This window comes from Larkinella humicola (genome assembly GCF_008727875.1).
GTDB classification, from domain to species: domain Bacteria; phylum Bacteroidota; class Bacteroidia; order Cytophagales; family Spirosomataceae; genus Larkinella; species Larkinella humicola.
Genome location: NZ_VTWS01000003.1, coordinates 277851 through 295246 on the forward strand (window position 1 = coordinate 277851; position 17396 = coordinate 295246).

Below are 17396 nucleotides of genomic sequence, written 5' to 3' on the forward strand. Positions count from 1 at the left end.
TTACTAGTGAAACAGGTTTGGAATTAGGTTATCAGAAAAGCACATTAAGGACAACCCGCGCCATCGAGCTCAATCGTCTGGCCATCGAGCGTATAAGTTGCATCGGTTGTTTTGCAGAGTACATTCAGGATAACGGGCAGACGCATGTTCGAAAAGTCAGCCCGGAGTTTGCAGTGCTGAAGCGCCGGATTGCGGAAGTGAATCCGGACGCCAAATGAGTCTTCGAGCGCATCGGCCACCTGCCGGAGCGACGCCCATTCAAAAGCAATCGTGGTGGGTTCCCACAGTTTCGGCTTGGCCGAGCGGGGCAAGCCGGTTTTGGCGAGCGATTCGGCTTTGGGATTAAAAACCGCCTGCTGACGCGCTGTCAGCAAAACCGCCTTCTGATTGGCGACACTCACGGCCACTTTTCCCGTCACGACCGACACCTCAAACCGGGGGCTGTTGCGATACGCCCGGACATTGAAAGTCGTGCCCAGCACCTCCGTTTTCAGTTTCCCCGACTGAATGACAAACGGACGGGTGGTGTCCCGGCGAACCTCAAAAAAAGCTTCGCCTTCCAACTGAACGGCCCGCAACGACGGGGCAAACGTCTTCGGATACCGCAATCGGGTGGCCGGGCTCAGCCAAACCACGCTCCCGTCGGCTAACTGGTGACGCTGGATGGTTTGGCTGGTATTTTCCAGCAACGCCATTTCCAGCCTTTGCGATTCGTCAGATGCCGGTTTTTCGCCGGTTTCAGAGCGTTGAAACTGCCAGATGCCAACGGTTAACAGCAGCAGCGCAGCGGCAACACCACTAAGCGCCCAGAAACCGTTTCGACTCCAAAGCAGCCTACGCACCGGTTTCGGGTCGGCTTCTTCAATTCGCCGACGGATTTGGTGCAGAATCTTGCGGGCGTAGTCAGGCTGCTGCGTTTGCGGGTGTTGCTGCGCCAGATCCGGCTGGTTTTCAAATGAGTCATACCATTGCTCGACCTGCCGGGCTTCGTCGGTCGAACAACGGCCGGCGAGGTATTTTTCCAGTAATTCGGGAGAGGGGTAGCGGTTGTCCATTCTGTCCAGGATACTAGATTAAGACGGTAAAATCCAATCCATTTACTCTAAGACGAACAAGTGGGGGGAAAACCTTAGTCGGTTTCTGTTATTTTTTCGAAATTTTCAAAACGAGATCATCAAGGCCACGGCAACAGCGGAGTAGTCTTTCAGCAACTCCCGCAGCGTGTGCTGGGCTTTGAGCAGGTGGCTTTCCACGGTTTTGGGCGCAATCTGAAGTTCGTGGGCAATATCGGCCACCGACCGCCCCTGCTGATGAAGGGCATATACCTGTCGGCATTTTTCCGGAAGCCGCCCGACGGTCGATTCGTACGCCTGCTGCAAATCGGCGTAAAGAATGTGCTGCTCGGTAGCATTGACAGTTTGCCGATCCGGCTGGGCCAGCATCTCGGCCGCAAAACCATTCTGCCGGGCCTGCGCCCGAAACCAGTCGATCACGGCATGGCGGAGCAACGTTTGCAGATAGCTTTCGGGAATTTTCAGATCCGGAAGCCGGTGGCGCTTCAGCCAGAGATTCACGAACAGTTCCTGCACAATCTCTTCCGTCGTTTCCCGATCCTGAAGGCGTTTGAAAGCCGTATTGGATAGTTTCAGAAAGTAGCGGTTGTAAATCGCTTCGAACGCCCGCGCATCGTCCTGTTTCATACGCTGAAATAGCCCGATATCCTCTTCATTCTGATCGTCCCGTTGCATCGTTGAGTCTTTCTTACCGCTTGGCGTGCTAGTAAATTTGATGCCAAAATATAATTTTTTTCAGTAATAAGCCTATCTCTTTACGAAGAAAACCCGGTATAATCAGACGAAAAAGAAAAGCATCGTCCCTGAATCAGGTGAGTACACGGTAGTTGATAATCCGGGGCTTTATTTCTACCTTACCCATTCCGATTCAACGGGAAACTGTCTATTTCAAACCTGCTGCTTGTTTATGCAAAGTCGTACCGGCGAAAGTCAACATCCACGTCCTGCTTCCACGCTCTACAGCGAAGACCTGGCCCCCATTCCGGTGGACAAACGCACTTGGACGACCTGGAATTACGCGGCACTGTGGATCAGCATGAGCTTATGCATTCCAACCTACATGCTCGCCAGCTCGCTTATCGAAGGCGGCATGAACTGGTGGCAGGCCATTCTGACCATTTTCCTGGGCAATACCATTGTGCTCGTTCCAATGGTATTAAACGGACACGCGGGCGCCAAATACGGGATTCCGTTCCCGGTGCTGGCGCGCGCCAGTTTCGGCACCAGCGGAGCCAACATCCCGGCCCTGCTCCGCGCCATCGTGGCCTGTGGCTGGTTCGGCATTCAAACCTGGATCGGCGGTTTCGCGCTCTACCAGATGTTCCGGCTCTGGATACCGGCCCTGGAAACGCTGCCCCCGGTTTTTCCGGCCTCTTTCGGACTGCAAACCGGCCCCGCGATCTGCTTCTTTCTGTTCTGGCTGCTCAATATGTACGTTATTTACCTCGGCGTAGAAAGCATCAAAAAGCTGCTCGTCTTCAAAGCGTTCTTTCTTCCCGTGGCTGCTTTGGCGTTGCTGTTCTGGGCGATTTCGGCCGGAAACGGGTTAGGGCCTATTCTGGAACAGCCTTCCAAATTTGCCAATACCGCCGATTTTTTCGCCTTTTTCTTCCCGGCTTTAACCGGTATGGTCGGTTTCTGGGCTACCCTATCGCTGAATATTCCCGACTTTACCCGCTACGCCAAAAGCCAGCAGGCGCAGATCAAAGGCCAGATTATCGGACTGCCGCCGTCCATGACTCTGTTCTCGTTCATCGGCGTGGTGGTCACCTCGGCCACCACGATTATTTACGGCACCACGATCTGGGACCCGCTCGTGCTGGCCGGAAAATTCGAGAACAAACTCATCGTCAGCCTCGCCATGATTGCGGTAGCGATTTCGACCCTGGCCACCAACATTGCCGCCAACATGGTCAGTCCTGCCAACGATTTTGCGAACCTCGCTCCTGCCAAAATCAACTTCCGAACCGGTGGTTACATCACCGGCGTCATCGGGATTCTGATTTTCCCGTGGAAACTCATCGCCGATCCGAGCGGCTATATTTTTACCTGGCTGGTCGGTTATTCGAGTCTGCTCGGGCCGGTTGGCGGCATCATGATTGCGGATTATTTCTTTGTTCGAAAACAGCAATTAATCACTTCCGAATTGTACAGCGCGACCGGTATGTATAGCTTTAAAAACGGTTTTAATCCGGCGGCTCTGGTCGCTTTACTGCTGGGCATTCTGCCCAACGTACCTGGTTTTCTGACCACGATCCAACTGATTCCGGCCGACAGCGTTCCGGCCTGGATTTCTCACCTGTACAATTACGCCTGGTTTGTCGGTTTTCTGGTCAGCGGTCTGGTTTATCTGGTCATGATGCGTTCGTATCAACCTCTCCCTTCTAACGAACTCCCGCATGTCGCTTTTGATTAAGAACGGACGGATTATCACGGCGACCGACGCGTATGTCGCTGATATTCTGGTGGAAGGTGAAACCATTCGCGCCATCGGAAAAGACTTGTCGCTTCATGCCGATGAAACCATCGACGCCACCGGTCTGCTGGTTTTTCCCGGCGGCATCGACCCGCACGTTCACTTGGACATGCCGTTCATGGGCACGTTTTCGAGCGACACCCACGAAACCGGAACCCGGGCGGCACTCCACGGCGGCACCACGACCGTCATCGATTTTGTTCTGCAAAAACAGGGGCATTCCCTGAAAGACGCCCTGGCCGACTGGAATTCGAGAGCACGCGGAACCGCCGTGGGCGACTACAGTTTCCACATGGCCGTCACTGATTTCAACGAAAACACCCGCGCTGAAATCAAGCACATGATTGAAAATGAAGGCATTACATCATTCAAAACCTTCATGGCGTACAAAGGTGCGTTGATGATCGACGACCGGCAAATGGTAGCGCTGATGCAGGAAGTGAAAAAGCAAGGGGGGATGGTAACCGTTCACGCGACCAACGGCGACGTCATCGACTACCTCGTGGCCAAACACCGGGCGGAAGGCAAACTCGCCCCGCTCTACCACTACCTTTCGCAGCCGGAAATGACCGAAGCCGAAGCCAGCGGCCGCTTCGCCGATATGGCCGACTACACCGGTTGTCCCGCTTACATCGTTCACCTGACCTGCGAGGGCGCGCTGAATGCCGTTCGGAATGCTACTCGCCGGAATCAGAAACTGTTTGTGGAAACCTGTATTCAGTACCTGATTCTGGACGCATCGCTCTATGAGGATGATTTTGAGGGGGCCAAGTGGGTGATGAGTCCGCCCCTGCGGGAGAAAAAAGACCAGACGACGCTCTGGGCCGGTATCAATCAGGGGCTGGTGCAGGTCGTGGCGACGGATCATTGCCCGTTTATGTGGGAACAGAAGTTGATGGGCAAAGACGACTTTTCAAAAATCCCTAACGGCCATCCCGCCATCGAAAACCGCCTGGAATTGCTCTACAGCGAGGGAGTTCATACCGGAAAAATTACGCTGAATAAATACGTTGAAGTCGCTTGCACCAATCCAGCCAAAATCTTTGGACTCTTTCCGAAAAAAGGCACAATTGCCGTTGGAAGTGACGCCGATCTGGTCCTTTTCGACCCTACTGAAAAGCATACCATTTCGGCAAAAACCCACCATATGAATGTCGATTATTCAGCGTATGAAGGCTGGGAAATAACCGGAAAAGTGAAAACCGTCCTGCTGCGCGGGAAAGTCGTTATCGACAACGGAAACTGTCTCGTTGAAAAAGGATACGGAAAATTCATCAAACGAAATAAAGTCAGCGGAACGATTTAATCCATACCACTATGCCACGAATGATCCGATCGGGATTGATCCAGATGAGTCTGCCGCTGACGGAAGGCGAAGGTACGATTGCAGAAATTAAAGAAGCGATGGTGCAAAAACACCTGCCGCTGATCGACGAAGCCGGGCAAAAAGGCGTTCAGATTCTTTGCCTTCAGGAAATCTTCAATACGCCCTATTTCTGTCCGGGACAGGATCGGGAATGGTATAAATCGGCGGAAACCATTCCGGGGCCAACCATCGATCAAATGGCGGAGTACGCCAAAAAATACAGCATGGTAATGATCGTTCCTATTTTCGAAAAAGAGCAGGCCGGTGTCTTGTACAACACGGCGGCTGTGATCGACGCCGATGGAACGTATCTGGGCAAATACCGCAAGAACCACATTCCGCATACCTCCGGTTTTTGGGAGAAATTCTTTTTTAAACCGGGTAATCTGGGCTACCCGGTTTTCCAGACCCGGTATGCAAAAGTTGGCGTTTACATCTGCTACGACCGTCATTTTCCCGATGGCGCCCGGTGTCTGGGATTAAATGGCGCAGAAATTGTATACAATCCTTCGGCAACGGTGGCCGGTCTTTCTCAATATCTCTGGAAGCTCGAACAACCTGCCCACGCGGCTGCCAACGGCTATTTCATGGGTTGCATCAACCGGGTGGGTGAAGAAAAACCCTGGAACCTCGGCCGGTTCTACGGCTCCTCGTATTTTGTGGATCCGCGCGGGCAAATCTTCGCGACGGCCTCGGAAGATAAAGATGAACTGCTGATTGCCGATTTTGACCTCGATCTGATCGAAGAAGTCCGCAGCGTCTGGCAGTTCTTCCGCGACCGGCGGCCGGAGACGTACAACAAATTGGTTGAACCCTAATTAGTAAAGAGTTATGAGTTAAGAATTAAGACGATACGGCATCGGCCACCGGCGGTTGCGTTGCCTTTTTAATTTTTAACTCTTAATTCTTAACTCATAACTCTTAATTATGGCTCTTGTCAATAATCGCTTAACGGCAGAACAGTACGGGGAGAATTTCAGTGATATTCATCCGCCGTTCGAAACACGCGATGCGGCTTTGGTGGAAGCCAACCGCTGCCTGTTTTGTTACGATGCCCCGTGTATTAAAAGCTGTCCGACAAGTATCGATATTCCGAAATTTATCCGGCAGATTACGACCGATAATCCCAAAGGATCGGCCCATACCATCCTCAGTGCCAACATTCTGGGTGGTGGCTGCTCAAAAGTTTGCCCGGTGGAGAAATTATGCGAGGGATCGTGTGTTTATAACTTGATGGACGAACCGCCCATTCCGATTGCCAAACTCCAGCGGTTTTCTACCGAAAAAGCCATTGCGGAAAAGTGGCCGCTGTTTCAGCGAAAACCGTCTACAACCAAGCGAGTCGCCGTGGTTGGCGCGGGTCCGGCTGGTTTGAGTTGCGCCCACGTACTGAGTCGCGAAGGCATTGACGTGACGGTTTACGAAAAGGAAAGCAAAGGCGGAGGGCTGATGACGTACGGCATTGCGGCTTATAAAGTGACGCCCCAGTTCTGCGAGGATGAGGTCGATTTCATCACCTCACTGGGCGGTATTGTCATTAATTACAATGCCGAACTGGGCAAAACCGTCTCGCTGGCCGACTTACAGCAAAACTACGATGCGGTTTATCTGGGCGTCGGCGTCGGGCTGGCCCGGCAACTGGACATTCCTGGCGAAAATCTCAACGGCGTCGAAGATGCGATCCGGTTTATTTACGACATCCGGACCAATGGGTATTCTTCCGTACCGGTGGGGGATAAAGTTGCCGTGATTGGGTTGGGCATGACGGCCATCGATGCCGCAACACAAGCCAAACGACTGGGAGCCAGCGAGGTAACCATCGTCTACCGCCGAACGCAGGCCGAAATGCCCTGCACGGAAACCGAACTGAATCTGGCGAAACTGGATGGCTGTCGGATCATGTGGCTGGCCGCTCCGCAGGAAATCATCGGCGAAAACGGGCAGGTTACGCAACTGATTTGTAGCCTCATGCAACTGGGCGAACCCGACGCCAGCGGCCGCCGGTCGCCCGTCGAAACCGGTGAAACCATGACGCTGGAAGTCGATATGGTGATCAAAGCCGCCGGACAAATGCCGTTTGAAGAATTAGTCAGCGAGAATCACCTGGAGAACCGGAAAGGCAAAATTACCATCAACGACGCGTGTACCACCAACCTCCGGGGTGTTTTTGCGGGCGGTGACTGCGTCAATGGCGGAAAAGAAGTCGTCGACGCGGTTCAGGCCGGGAAAGACGGGGCCAAAGCGATTTTGGAATTCTTAAAATAGTTTACGGTTTTCCGTATTCGGTTTACGGTGGCTGACGCGCGCTTGCCAACAAATTATCATTGCGTTCGCTCGAATGCGTCAGCCACCGTAAACCGAATACGGAAAACCGTAAACCCATAAACTCAACCAACTCCTTTCATGGCGGATTTATCGGCAAATTTCCTCGGCATCAAATCGCCCAATCCGTACTGGCTGGCGAGCGCCCCGCCGACGGACAAAAAATACAACGTGCTGCGGGCGTTTGAAGCCGGCTGGGGTGGCGTGGTCTGGAAAACATTGGGAAGCCAGATTAAAAACGTGTCGTCGCGCTATTCTTCCGTCGATTACAACGGCAGCCGGATGATGGGTTTCAACAACATCGAACTGATTTCGGACCGACCACTGGCCATCAACCTCCGCGAAATTGCGGAGTGCGTGCGCCTGTTTCCTGACCGGGCGATGGTGGTTTCGCTCATGGCCGACAACAGCCGGGAAAAATGGCACGAGCTGATTGCCCAGGTGGAAGACACCGGTGCCCACGGCCTGGAGCTTAATTTTGGTTGTCCGCACGGCATGAACGAACGCGGCATGGGCGCGGCCGTTGGGCAGGACCCCGAAATTGCCCGGATGGTGGTGGAATGGGTGATGGAAAAAGCCACAATTCCGGTCATTACCAAGCTGACGCCGAATGTCCATTCGGTGGTGCCGTCGGGCCGGGCGTCGGTGGAGGGCGGCACGAACGGGCTTTCGCTGATCAACACGATTCAATCGATCACCGGCGTCGATCTCGACACGCTGGTGCCCAATCCCTACGTCGCGGGGCAATCCGTCTTTGGCGGCTATTGCGGCCCGGCCATCAAACCGATTGCGTTGAAGATGCTTACGACCATCAGCCAGGATCCCATTACGTCGCGGGTGCCGGTTTCGGGCATTGGCGGCATCAGCACCTGGAAAGATGCTGCCGAGTTTCTGTTGCTGGGTGCCACCACGGTGCAGGTCTGCACGGCGGTGATGAAACACGGTTTTCGGATTATTGAAGACCTGTGCGAAGGGCTCAACAACTGGATGGACGAAAAAGGCTTCAAAACGTTGAATGACTTTATTGGCAAATCCGTACCCACCATTACGCATTGGGAAGATCTCGACATCAACTACCACATCGTCGCTAAAATCAACCCCGATAAGTGTATCCACTGCGGGCTGTGTTACATCGCCTGCGAGGATACGTCCCACCAGTCGATCAACCTGCTGTATGGCAAACCGTACAATACGTATTCCGTCATCGAGGAAGAATGTGTCGGCTGCAATCTCTGCAAACTGGTTTGCCCCGTTGACGATTGCATCACGATGGTGGAGCAACGGAAGGGGGAGGAATACGTCAACTGGAAAGAATTTCAACGGCGCGGCCTCCCGTTGAACGATCATTGAGGACTAAAAAGGAAAATATTTTGCCAAAAAATAATCCAATAGCTGTCGCTACAAACCCCTTAGAACCGACTTGGACACTTTTTTTTCACACTTTGCATATTTTTTTACCTTCAGAGTGAAAACTACCGGGAAGAAACCGTTACTTTACAACTCAATTTTATTCTTGAAAATCATGCCAACGGGTACAGTTAAGTTTTTTAATGAGAACAAAGGATTCGGGTTTATTGTACCTGATGACTCAAGTGGAGACATTTTCGTTCACGTGTCTGCCTGCCAGGACCAACTGCGGGAGCAAGACAAAGTCACTTACGAAGTAGAGCGCGGCCCGAAAGGGTTGAATGCAACGAACGTTAAGCGGGCCCGGTAACCAACGGCCGGTTAGCTTTCAGGGATTATTATTTTTAAAGGCTAACCGGCTTTCTCTTCTTCCTTCTTGCCAGTGGCACACAAGCATTCCTTGCTTTGACCCCTTCTTGTGTCCACTCCCACCGAAATCTTATAGCGGTTTTGAAAATCTGGCAACGTAGTTTCTACGTTGGTCGAATCGGCATGGCCATTCTTTTTCCTTTCGGATCGAGTGATTGGCGGTCGAGCTCTGGATGCAGGGGTACAATACGATTCATAAGGCATCACCACAAACGCCATCGGGGGCAATCACCCGAATGGAATGGATGATTACCCCCGATGGTAACGTTTCGATTCGGCGCATTACGCCGTCGTCCGGCTCATTTTCGACTTGATAAATTGGAAAATAATCGGAGCAATCGACAGGCCGATGATGCCAAAAATGACCAACTCGAAGTTATTTTTTATGAAAGGCAGATTCCCGAAAAGATACCCGAGCATACTCACGCCCACAACCCACAGAATAGCGCCGGCCACACAATAGCCAATGTATTTGCCATAGTCCATGCTTCCCGCACCGGCTACAAATGGCGCGATCGTGCGGACGATCGGAATGAACCGGGCCATGATGACGGTTTTACCACCGTGTTTGTGGTAAAAATTCTCCGTTTCAGTAATGTATTCCCGCTTGAAAAAGAGGATTCGCTCCCGCATTTTAATCTGGTTACCAAGGAATTTACCGACGAAGTAATTGACATTGTCGCCCAACAAAGCCGCCACAATCAGCAACGGAATCATGATTTTCATGTCCAGCGAACCAGTTGAAGCCGCGAGGGCTCCGGCGGCAAACAGCAGCGAGTCGCCCGGTAACAACGGCATGACGATCAGACCGGTTTCCACAAAGATGATCAGAAACAGAATGGCATAGGTCAGCGTGCCGTATTCATTGATGATATCGGCGAGGTGTTTGTCCAAATGCAAAAAGAAGTCGAGAACCGACTGAAGGAATTCCATAGGAGTGGTTTCTGGGTTGATTAGTGAGAAGATTCCTGGCCGGTCTTCAGCCCGAGTCCGTTCAGAAAATGAGAAAAAGTATCCCCGCGAAGACCTAACCGAATGGTTTCCAAGGGGATCGCTTCGTTGGGAGAGATATTGCCGAGATTGACATTGGCACCCAGCAACTTCACAAACCACACCTGCTGTTCTTTCTGGGGGGCTTCCCAGATGATTCGATCGGAGGGAATCTGCGTCAGAATTTCTTCCACCAGCCCCTGCCGGACTTCCCCGCTGGCCCGAAACAGGCCGACGGTTCCGCCTTCGCGGGCTTCACCGATCACTTTCCAGGCACCCGCGTCCAGTTCAGCCCGCATCAACTGAATCCACTTGTAGGGCGGGATGATTTTGGCCTCATCTTTCGACCCTACTTCCGACAAAACCGTCACCTGGGTGGCTAGCTGACGAATGTACTCACATTTGTCGTCCTGGTTCATCTCGATGGAGCCATCCGAGACTTCGGCGTACTGTAAATCAAAGGTGTCGAGCAGCCTCCGGTAATCATCGAACTGGTTCCGGATCACGAAAGCTTCAAACAGCGTTCCGCCAAAATAGACCGGGATACCGGCATCTTTATAAATCTGCAGTTTGTCTTTCAGATTGGGCGTTACGAATGACGTGGCCCAGCCTAACTTCACAATGTCAATGTGGGCGGCCGATGTGGATAAAAAATCTTCGACCTGTCTGATACTAAGCCCCTTGTCCATAACCATCGTCAGGCCGTCCTGCCGGGGTTTTACGGTCCGTTCCGGAATGTGGGAAAGCGTATAATTCATTTTGAGGGGAAAAGCGTGTTAGCGCAAAAAACGCCCAAAAGTAACACAAGTCCAGCTACCTCCCAAGAAAATCCACGGAATATAGTTCATTAAACCGTTTTCTACTTGGTTAAATGCTATTTTTGTAAAAATAGTCCCGCTTATGTCGACTCCCGAAACCAACCCCCGGCTGCAATTCTTCCGCTCCATGATCGGCCAGGCCATGGCCCAAAGCCCGTCGCCCCTGGGTCGCTGGCTGAATGGCAGGCTGCTGGCGGCCGAAGAAGGATCACTAACGGTCGAATACGAAGTCCGGGAGGACATGACCAATCCGACGCGGATTCTGCACGGTGGAGCCGCTTCGGCCATCATCGACGAGCTGATTGGCACGACGGTTTATGCCCTGGGCCGGGAACATCTGTATACATCGGTGAATCTGAACGTCGATTTTCTGCACAGCGCCCGGCTGGGCGAAACCGTCACGGCGCGGACTCAGGTGGTGCGGGCGGGTAAAAACATCGTGCATGCCGAATGCCAGATCACGGCAGCCGATGGCAAAATCATCGCCAAAGCGTCTTCGAATTTGATTCAGACCTCCGTGAAGCATTAAACTTCGCTATTCGGTATTCAGCGTTCGATATTAAGATTCTTGAACACCGAATATTGGATAACGAACACCGAATAACGAAGTTTAAAAACCGCCTAAACAATCGCGGTTTCTTTTACTGCTTTTCCTTCCAGTACGGTTTGGCGGTTTTTCAGCATGGAGCCATAAATTGCCAGCGTACCGATTCCGGTTAATAGCCAGAACAAATCCGTCGCCAGGACATACCGGCTGGTGGCCGGATTCCACAACCAGTCATCCGTTTGAATACCGTTGGCGACCGGAACCAGAACCGACAGTAAACCGCCCAGCACCAGAAAGAGACGGGTTTGCCGGGCTTCGGTTTTCAGGAATAATCCAATGACAGTAAACCCCAGCCACGACAGAAAGAAAACCGTATTGACCAGAACGGCATGCGATGCAACCTGCGCCGGAATCGCCAATTCGGCAATGAACAAAACCGGCACTGCCGGAAACAAACCGAAGCAAATGGCCAGATAAATCATCGTTACCCGGTGATGAAACCGTTTCTGCTGGTCGGTATAGCCTTTTTTATTCCGGGCCTCCTTCCACAACAAAACGCCACTGACGATTACGAAACAGGTGAAAAGCGTCAGCACAAAGTAAATTCCTTTCAGGAAAAGGCCGCCAAATTGGGCAAAATGCACGCGGGCAATGCCGTCGATCACCGACTCAACATACTTCTTCCGACCGGGAATTACCTCGACGGCTTTTCGACCATCTTTCATGAAAATCGATACAATGCCGTCACCCGTAAAGGATTTGTTATCGACAATCCGGGCGGACAGCAACGCATCTTCGCGCGTCAGATTCTCCACCGTAAAATAATGCACTTTATACCCCGAATACTCTGTTTCGATGCGGTTTAAAAGAGTGCTTATGGATGTGTTTCCGGTGGTAACGGCTGCGTTCTCATTCAGTTTAACGGCTTCGTTGGGTCGGATCAGCGCAAAAATTTTCTGCTGATCACCGCCATACAACACCATCACGGCGGGCAGCAGAATCAGCAGCGTGAGCAGATAAAATGCGCCCGTAACGGCGTACATCATCTGAAACGGCAAGCCGATCAAACCAAAAACGGTGTGGGCGTTGGTCCAGAGTTGTTTCCGGGTGCCTTTCAGCGAAAACCCGTAGAACTTGGTCAGGATATTCCGCCAGTGAACCAGCACACCGGTTACAACGGCAAACAGAAAAAACAGGGAGACGAACCCCGCAATCCACCGGCCTGCATACGGCAATTGATCCAGGAAATGCAACCGGAAAAGCGTTTCCCCTACCGTGGACTCATGCCATTCGTGATCTGCAACGGTTTTGGTGAGGGGATTATACCGAAAGCCTTCGTATTCTGGTTTTCCGTTGGATTTAGCCACCATCCCATACACACTGATCAGCGGATTTTCTTCGGTGGGCGGAACAATCCGCATTTCCTTATCGACCAGAAAAGTCGGGTCGAGGATTTTTATTTTACGGATTATATCTTGATAATCAATGTGATCAACAACACCGATACGGGCAGACGGGTTTTCCCACTGGTAAAATTCTTCCCGAAAAAGGGTGAAAGCCCCCGCAAAGAAGATAATGTACAACGCCACGCTGATAACGATGCCCGATACCGTGTGGGTATGGAACATGATGTGATAAGCCCGGTTTCCTAAGCCTTTGAGTTTCATTGTTATCGGGCGAAATAGATGATTCCTGAAAATACGATGCTGCTCACTAGATAAATCCCCCAGATTTTCCAGCCGTTGCGGGCCAGAAACGCCAGAATCATCAGCGCCACCCAGCACAGAAAAAATGAAAATGTGGCGGTTAAAAGGACGTGTTCGCGAAAGGGAGTGATCACGGCCAGCAACAGGTGCAGGCAGGTGGTCAGGACAAAACCGCCCAGAATCCCGGCGGAGATTTTCAGCGCCCGCTGGCCGGACGTGGTGAGGTGTTCTTTTTTAGCCGGCATCAGGATAGAAGGTCAATAAGCGCCAAACCGTGGGTCAGAATCACCAGGCCGTAGAAATACCACTTCCCCAAAATGGCGGCAAACTGGATCAGCATCAGTGCGACCGTCACAGCACACAAGGCCAGAATCAGACCGCTTGCCCAGCCTTCGCTGCTCACGTAGAGCGCGGTGCCGGTGGCAAACAAAGCGAGTCCCAACCAGGATGACCACGAGGCCGGGAGCTTGTAAATCCCGGCGGGAAAATATTTCGACTTGCAATAGTACAAATATGCCCCAGAGACGAAGAGGTAGAAAATAGCCATTTAACTTTTTTTGGCAATATTATATTTATTTAGATTAAATACAAATAGATTTGCTGCCGAAATAAAGATTACTCATGACCAATGAATTTGAGAACATTTATACTCATACCCTTCCTTGCCGCTGTAGCAAATTGCACGCTGGCGCAGCACTATACCTTGCGAGGAACCGTACACGACGAGGCTGGCAGTCCTTTACCCTCCGTAACGGTTTACCTGAAAAATACTAAATACACAACGCTGAGTAATGGAGCAGGAACGTTTCAGATTACCAAAGTTACCGGTGGAAAACACACGCTGGTCATCAGCTATCTGGGCTTTGGCACGATCGAAAAAGAGGTGGAGGTACAGAAAGACACGACCCTGGCAACCCTTGTTCTGATCAACACGGCGAAGGAACTGGCGGAGGTGTCGGTGAAGGCCGAAAAGCAGACCAAAATTCAGGAAACCAAACCCATTACCATCAGCAGCATCCAGATCAAAGACGTTGTCGCGCAGAATGTTTTGCTCACCGACGTGGTGGATCGTCTGTCGGGCGTGCGCATCCGGCGGTCAAGTTCGCTGGGCGACGGTTCGGATATTTCCATCAACGGCATTCGCGGAACCGCCATCCGGGTGTACATCGACGGTTTGCCGATGGAATTCATCTATCCCCGCTTCGACATTTCGACGCTGCCCATCGGCAATGTCAAACGGGTCGATGTGTACAAAGGGGTGCTGCCCGTCGATGTGGGGACGGATGCGATGGGCGGGGGAATCAACCTGATTACGGAGCAGAAAATGCACAATTCGCTGCGGGCGTCGTACAACGTCGGCTCGTTCAACACCCACCTCGCCGATTTCTCCCTGAGCCTGGCCAATTCGAAGAATTTCTTCGTCAACGTTTCGGGCGCCTATAATTATTCCGATAACGATTACAGGATGAATGCGCTGGTTTTTGAGAAAAACAAGGTGGAGCAGGTCCGGCGGTTTCACGACCAATACCGGATGGCTTTTGGCGGAATTACCGTTGGAACACACAGCAAACCGTGGGCGGATGAGTTGAAAGTATCACTGAATTTGTCGGGTGGTTACAAACAACTCATGAACGGCGCCCGCGTTACCAACACGGCTTTTGGCGAAGCGGTTTATCACGCCAACAACCTGTCGGCGACGCTAACCTATACCAAATCCTTTCTGAACGAAAAAGTCCACTTCAATTCCATCGGTAATTACAGCCGTGAGCATATCAACTACGTCGATACGACCCGCAACGTCTATAGCTGGAGTGGGGCAATTGTGGGTCGGAGGAGTTCGCCGGGAGAATACACCAACACCCATTCCGACACCGATACGGACAGTTGGGTAAACCGCAGTACGCTGACGGTGGCACTGGCAGCCAAACACAAGTTGCTGTTGTCCAACCTCTACGCCAGACAAACGATTCTGGGTAAAAATTACCTCCTGGACCCGGCGCGGGATTACCTGCGAATTCCGCAGGACTTGACCAAAAACATTGCGGGTTTACAATATGAGGCTTTTTTCTTCAACAGGCTCACGTTCACCGCAGCCGCCAAACGATTTGATTTCAACCTGAACGGCGCGGAAAATCTCACACTCCAGTTGATCCGGAAAAAGAATGGATTCTGGGGCTGGAATACCGGTTTGAAATACGACCTGAGTCCGGGGCTTTTTGCCCGGGCGTCGTTCGAAAAAGGGTATCTGATCCCGCAGTTTTACCAGTTTGTGGGCAACGGTGCCGACGTGCTGCGCAACACCGATTTGCGGCCCGAAAGCAGCGACAACCTGAATCTGGGCGTTACGGTGGACCGTCCGGTTGCTCCGACGTTGCGGATTGCGAGCGCGGTGAACGGGTTTTATCGCAAACAGCATGATGTCATTTTTCTGGGAAACACGATTTTCACCCGTTACGAAAATGCCGATGAAGTCCGCACGCTGGGCGTTGAAGGCGACGTGTTGCTGACCTACAAAACCGCCTTTTCGCTCAAAACGAACGTGACGTTTATGCGGAAAACCTTCGCCAAAATCGAAGCACCGGAAAATCAGTTTCTGGTCGGAGCGGCTTTTCCCAACAACCCCAATTTTTTCGCCAATACCGAGTTTTCGTGGCAGAAAGGCAAGCTGTTCAGCGAAAATGACCACTTCAGGGCCTACGTTTTTTACAATTATATCGCCACGTTCAACTACATCCAGGTCGGCAAAGACAACAGCCCCCGCAAAACACCAACGGCGTATGTACCGGTGCAAAACCGGGTCGATGCCGGCGTCTCCTACAAGCTCAACAAGCAGGGCCTGACGACCTCGGTCAACGTCCTGAATAGTTTCAATGCCGAGTTGTTCGACAATTTTCTGGTACCCCGGGCCGGTAGAAGCTTCAATGTCAAGATCATTTATGAAATCGCTAATTTTTAAATAACCATGAAGAAAACCGGTTTACTCCTTTCTATTTTCATCGCAGGTACCCTCTTTTCGTGTCAAACCAGTGACCCCGACACGCCCGCTGCCGAATCCAAATACCAGGAGGAAGGCTACGTACTGGCGTCCATTTCGCAGACCTCGGCCAGCAATACATTTTACGCCGGGTATTTTCCAACGCTGCCCTCCGGCAATGTGGACCTGACCGCCAAATCGAGCTATTCCAGCTTTTACCCGAGCGCAACCTGGAAAAATTACCTGTTTGGCCAACCGCTTGTTTCCGACAAAAAGTTGTCAAAAATGGCCGTTGTAAAGGCAACCGGGGCCATTGAGGAAGTGGCTAGTATTCCGCTGGTCGACTACATATCCCGGGTGCTGATTATCAACGATCAATTGGGGGTTTATTCGACGGGGGGCAATCGGGCCCTGTTTATGTTCAATCCGACTACCATGGAAAACCTGGGTCCGATCGATATGGCATCGGCCCAGAATTTTCCCGATCATGAGACCAACATCTATCCGCATCTGACGTACCGGGCCAGCGACAACCGGCTCTTTGCGTCTTTATACACCAATAGCTCGAAAACCGGCCAGTTTTATGATGCGCAGAATGTGTATGTGGAGGTAATTAACATGACCACCAAAAAGTGGGAAAAAACGGCCGTATTCGAGCAGGCGACCTACGCGGTTTCGCGCGGAGCCGAAAACAGCCTGGTCGACGAGAACGGTACTATCTACGTCATTACGCAGGGGCAGTATGGTCTCGACGGGCAGCTCGGTCCCAATGCCGCCAAACGGTCGCGCCCCCAGATTTTGAAAATACCGGCGGGAAGTACGGATTTCGACAAAACCTACAGTTTCAATCCGGTCAGTGCGGTGGGTTTGCCCAACCTGATGTTTCAACTGGTGTTGGGTGGGGTCTATGACGCCAACGGGATTGCCTATGCCTGCATTTCCGGGCAACAGGATCCGCCAAGACTCCTGGAGTTGATCGCCAAACTGGCGACGAACACGATTACGGCCACGGAGTATCAGGAACTTTCCAACCTGGCCTTCTACGGAGCCAACCAGCGCTGGGCCAGGCTGGATCTGAACGCCAAAACCGCCACGATCATTCAGGATATTCCGCTGACGGCTGGCTACGGGTATCCGATTACGTACAAGTACGATGGCAAAATTTACATGCCGGTCTACAATGCCGAGCAAAAGCTGAACGGTATTTATAGCTACGACCCAACGACCAGCAAGGCAACTCAAATTGCTGCGCTGACCGCCGGTGGATTAATCACACACTTTTACAAGCTGACAAAATAACCCTGCAACCTTCGAACAGGCCGGATGCTGGCACTCGCCGGGAATACGG

Annotated in this window: 16 protein-coding genes; 9 read left to right on the forward strand and 7 right to left on the reverse strand. The window is 52.0% G+C overall.

Features of this window, described 5'->3' with window-relative positions:
* Positions 1 to 44: 44 nt before the first annotated feature.
* Together F0P93_RS13225 and F0P93_RS13230 are read right to left on the reverse strand one after the other, a co-directional pair.
* Positions 45 to 1055, reverse strand: coding sequence for a FecR family protein (locus F0P93_RS13225; protein WP_150876889.1), 1011 nt, complete (start codon positions 1053 to 1055; stop codon positions 45 to 47).
* A 105-nt stretch (positions 1056 to 1160) separates the two neighbouring features.
* Positions 1161 to 1748, reverse strand: coding sequence for an RNA polymerase sigma factor (locus F0P93_RS13230; protein ID WP_150876890.1), 588 nt, complete (start codon positions 1746 to 1748; stop codon positions 1161 to 1163).
* A 232-nt stretch (positions 1749 to 1980) separates the two neighbouring features.
* On the opposite strand from F0P93_RS13230, the gene F0P93_RS13235 reads away from it, so the two are divergent.
* From F0P93_RS13235 to F0P93_RS13260, 6 genes are all read left to right on the forward strand, one after another.
* Entirely contained in the window at positions 1981 to 3489 is a 1509-nt protein-coding gene (locus tag F0P93_RS13235) for an NCS1 family nucleobase:cation symporter-1 (RefSeq protein WP_150876891.1), read from the forward strand.
* Positions 3473 to 4855 carry a dihydropyrimidinase gene (gene hydA / locus F0P93_RS13240; protein ID WP_150876892.1) on the forward strand — a complete coding sequence of 461 codons (1383 nt, stop codon included), beginning with the start codon at positions 3473 to 3475 and terminating at the stop codon, positions 4853 to 4855. Before F0P93_RS13235 ends, hydA begins: the two co-directional genes overlap by 17 nt.
* Positions 4856 to 4866: 11 nt before the next feature.
* Positions 4867 to 5733: a nitrilase-related carbon-nitrogen hydrolase gene (locus tag F0P93_RS13245; RefSeq protein WP_191908808.1), complete on the forward strand. Its 867-nt coding sequence runs from the start codon at positions 4867 to 4869 to the stop codon at positions 5731 to 5733.
* A 109-nt stretch (positions 5734 to 5842) separates the two neighbouring features.
* Complete coding sequence (locus F0P93_RS13250; RefSeq protein ID WP_150876893.1) at positions 5843 to 7180, forward strand: NAD(P)-dependent oxidoreductase; 1338 nt, start codon at positions 5843 to 5845, stop codon at positions 7178 to 7180.
* A gap of 138 nt (positions 7181 to 7318) precedes the next feature.
* Positions 7319 to 8587, forward strand: a complete 1269-nt coding sequence (gene preA / locus F0P93_RS13255) for an NAD-dependent dihydropyrimidine dehydrogenase subunit PreA (protein WP_150876894.1) — start codon at positions 7319 to 7321, stop codon at positions 8585 to 8587.
* A gap of 172 nt (positions 8588 to 8759) precedes the next feature.
* Entirely contained in the window at positions 8760 to 8954 is a 195-nt protein-coding gene (locus F0P93_RS13260) for a cold-shock protein (protein ID WP_114406921.1), read from the forward strand.
* A 341-nt stretch (positions 8955 to 9295) separates the two neighbouring features.
* Here the strand turns inward: F0P93_RS13260 and F0P93_RS13265 are convergent, their stop codons facing one another.
* Positions 9296 to 9946 (reverse strand): DedA family protein, encoded by a 651-nt coding sequence (locus F0P93_RS13265; protein ID WP_138994382.1) that lies wholly within the window; start codon positions 9944 to 9946, stop codon positions 9296 to 9298.
* Between the two features lie 20 nt (positions 9947 to 9966).
* Positions 9967 to 10761: a phosphosulfolactate synthase gene (locus F0P93_RS13270; RefSeq protein WP_150876895.1), complete on the reverse strand. Its 795-nt coding sequence runs from the start codon at positions 10759 to 10761 to the stop codon at positions 9967 to 9969.
* A 142-nt stretch (positions 10762 to 10903) separates the two neighbouring features.
* Here F0P93_RS13270 and F0P93_RS13275 point away from each other — a divergent pair, with 142 nt between their 5' ends.
* The gene (locus tag F0P93_RS13275; protein WP_150876896.1) at positions 10904 to 11350 is read left to right on the forward strand and encodes a PaaI family thioesterase; all 447 of its coding nucleotides are present in this window, start codon (positions 10904 to 10906) and stop codon (positions 11348 to 11350) included.
* Between the two features lie 92 nt (positions 11351 to 11442).
* Here the strand turns inward: F0P93_RS13275 and F0P93_RS13280 are convergent, their stop codons facing one another.
* The 3 genes from F0P93_RS13280 to F0P93_RS13290 are packed head-to-tail and all read right to left on the reverse strand — an operon-like array spanning position 11443 to position 13621.
* Entirely contained in the window at positions 11443 to 13035 is a 1593-nt protein-coding gene (locus F0P93_RS13280; RefSeq protein ID WP_150876897.1) for a PepSY-associated TM helix domain-containing protein, read from the reverse strand.
* 2 nt (positions 13036 to 13037) lie between these two features.
* Positions 13038 to 13319, reverse strand: a complete 282-nt coding sequence (locus tag F0P93_RS13285; protein ID WP_150876898.1) for a hypothetical protein — start codon at positions 13317 to 13319, stop codon at positions 13038 to 13040.
* A complete protein-coding gene (locus F0P93_RS13290) occupies positions 13319 to 13621 on the reverse strand; it encodes a hypothetical protein (RefSeq protein ID WP_150876899.1) in 303 nt (100 codons plus the stop codon). The genes F0P93_RS13285 and F0P93_RS13290 overlap by 1 nt, the downstream gene beginning before the upstream one ends.
* Positions 13622 to 13777: 156 nt before the next feature.
* Between F0P93_RS13290 and F0P93_RS13295 the strand changes: the two genes are divergently transcribed.
* Entirely contained in the window at positions 13778 to 16030 is a 2253-nt protein-coding gene (locus tag F0P93_RS13295) for a TonB-dependent receptor (protein WP_191908809.1), read from the forward strand.
* 6 nt (positions 16031 to 16036) lie between these two features.
* Complete coding sequence (locus tag F0P93_RS13300; RefSeq protein ID WP_150876901.1) at positions 16037 to 17347, forward strand: DUF4374 domain-containing protein; 1311 nt, start codon at positions 16037 to 16039, stop codon at positions 17345 to 17347.
* The last annotated feature ends 49 nt before the right edge of the window (positions 17348 to 17396 follow it).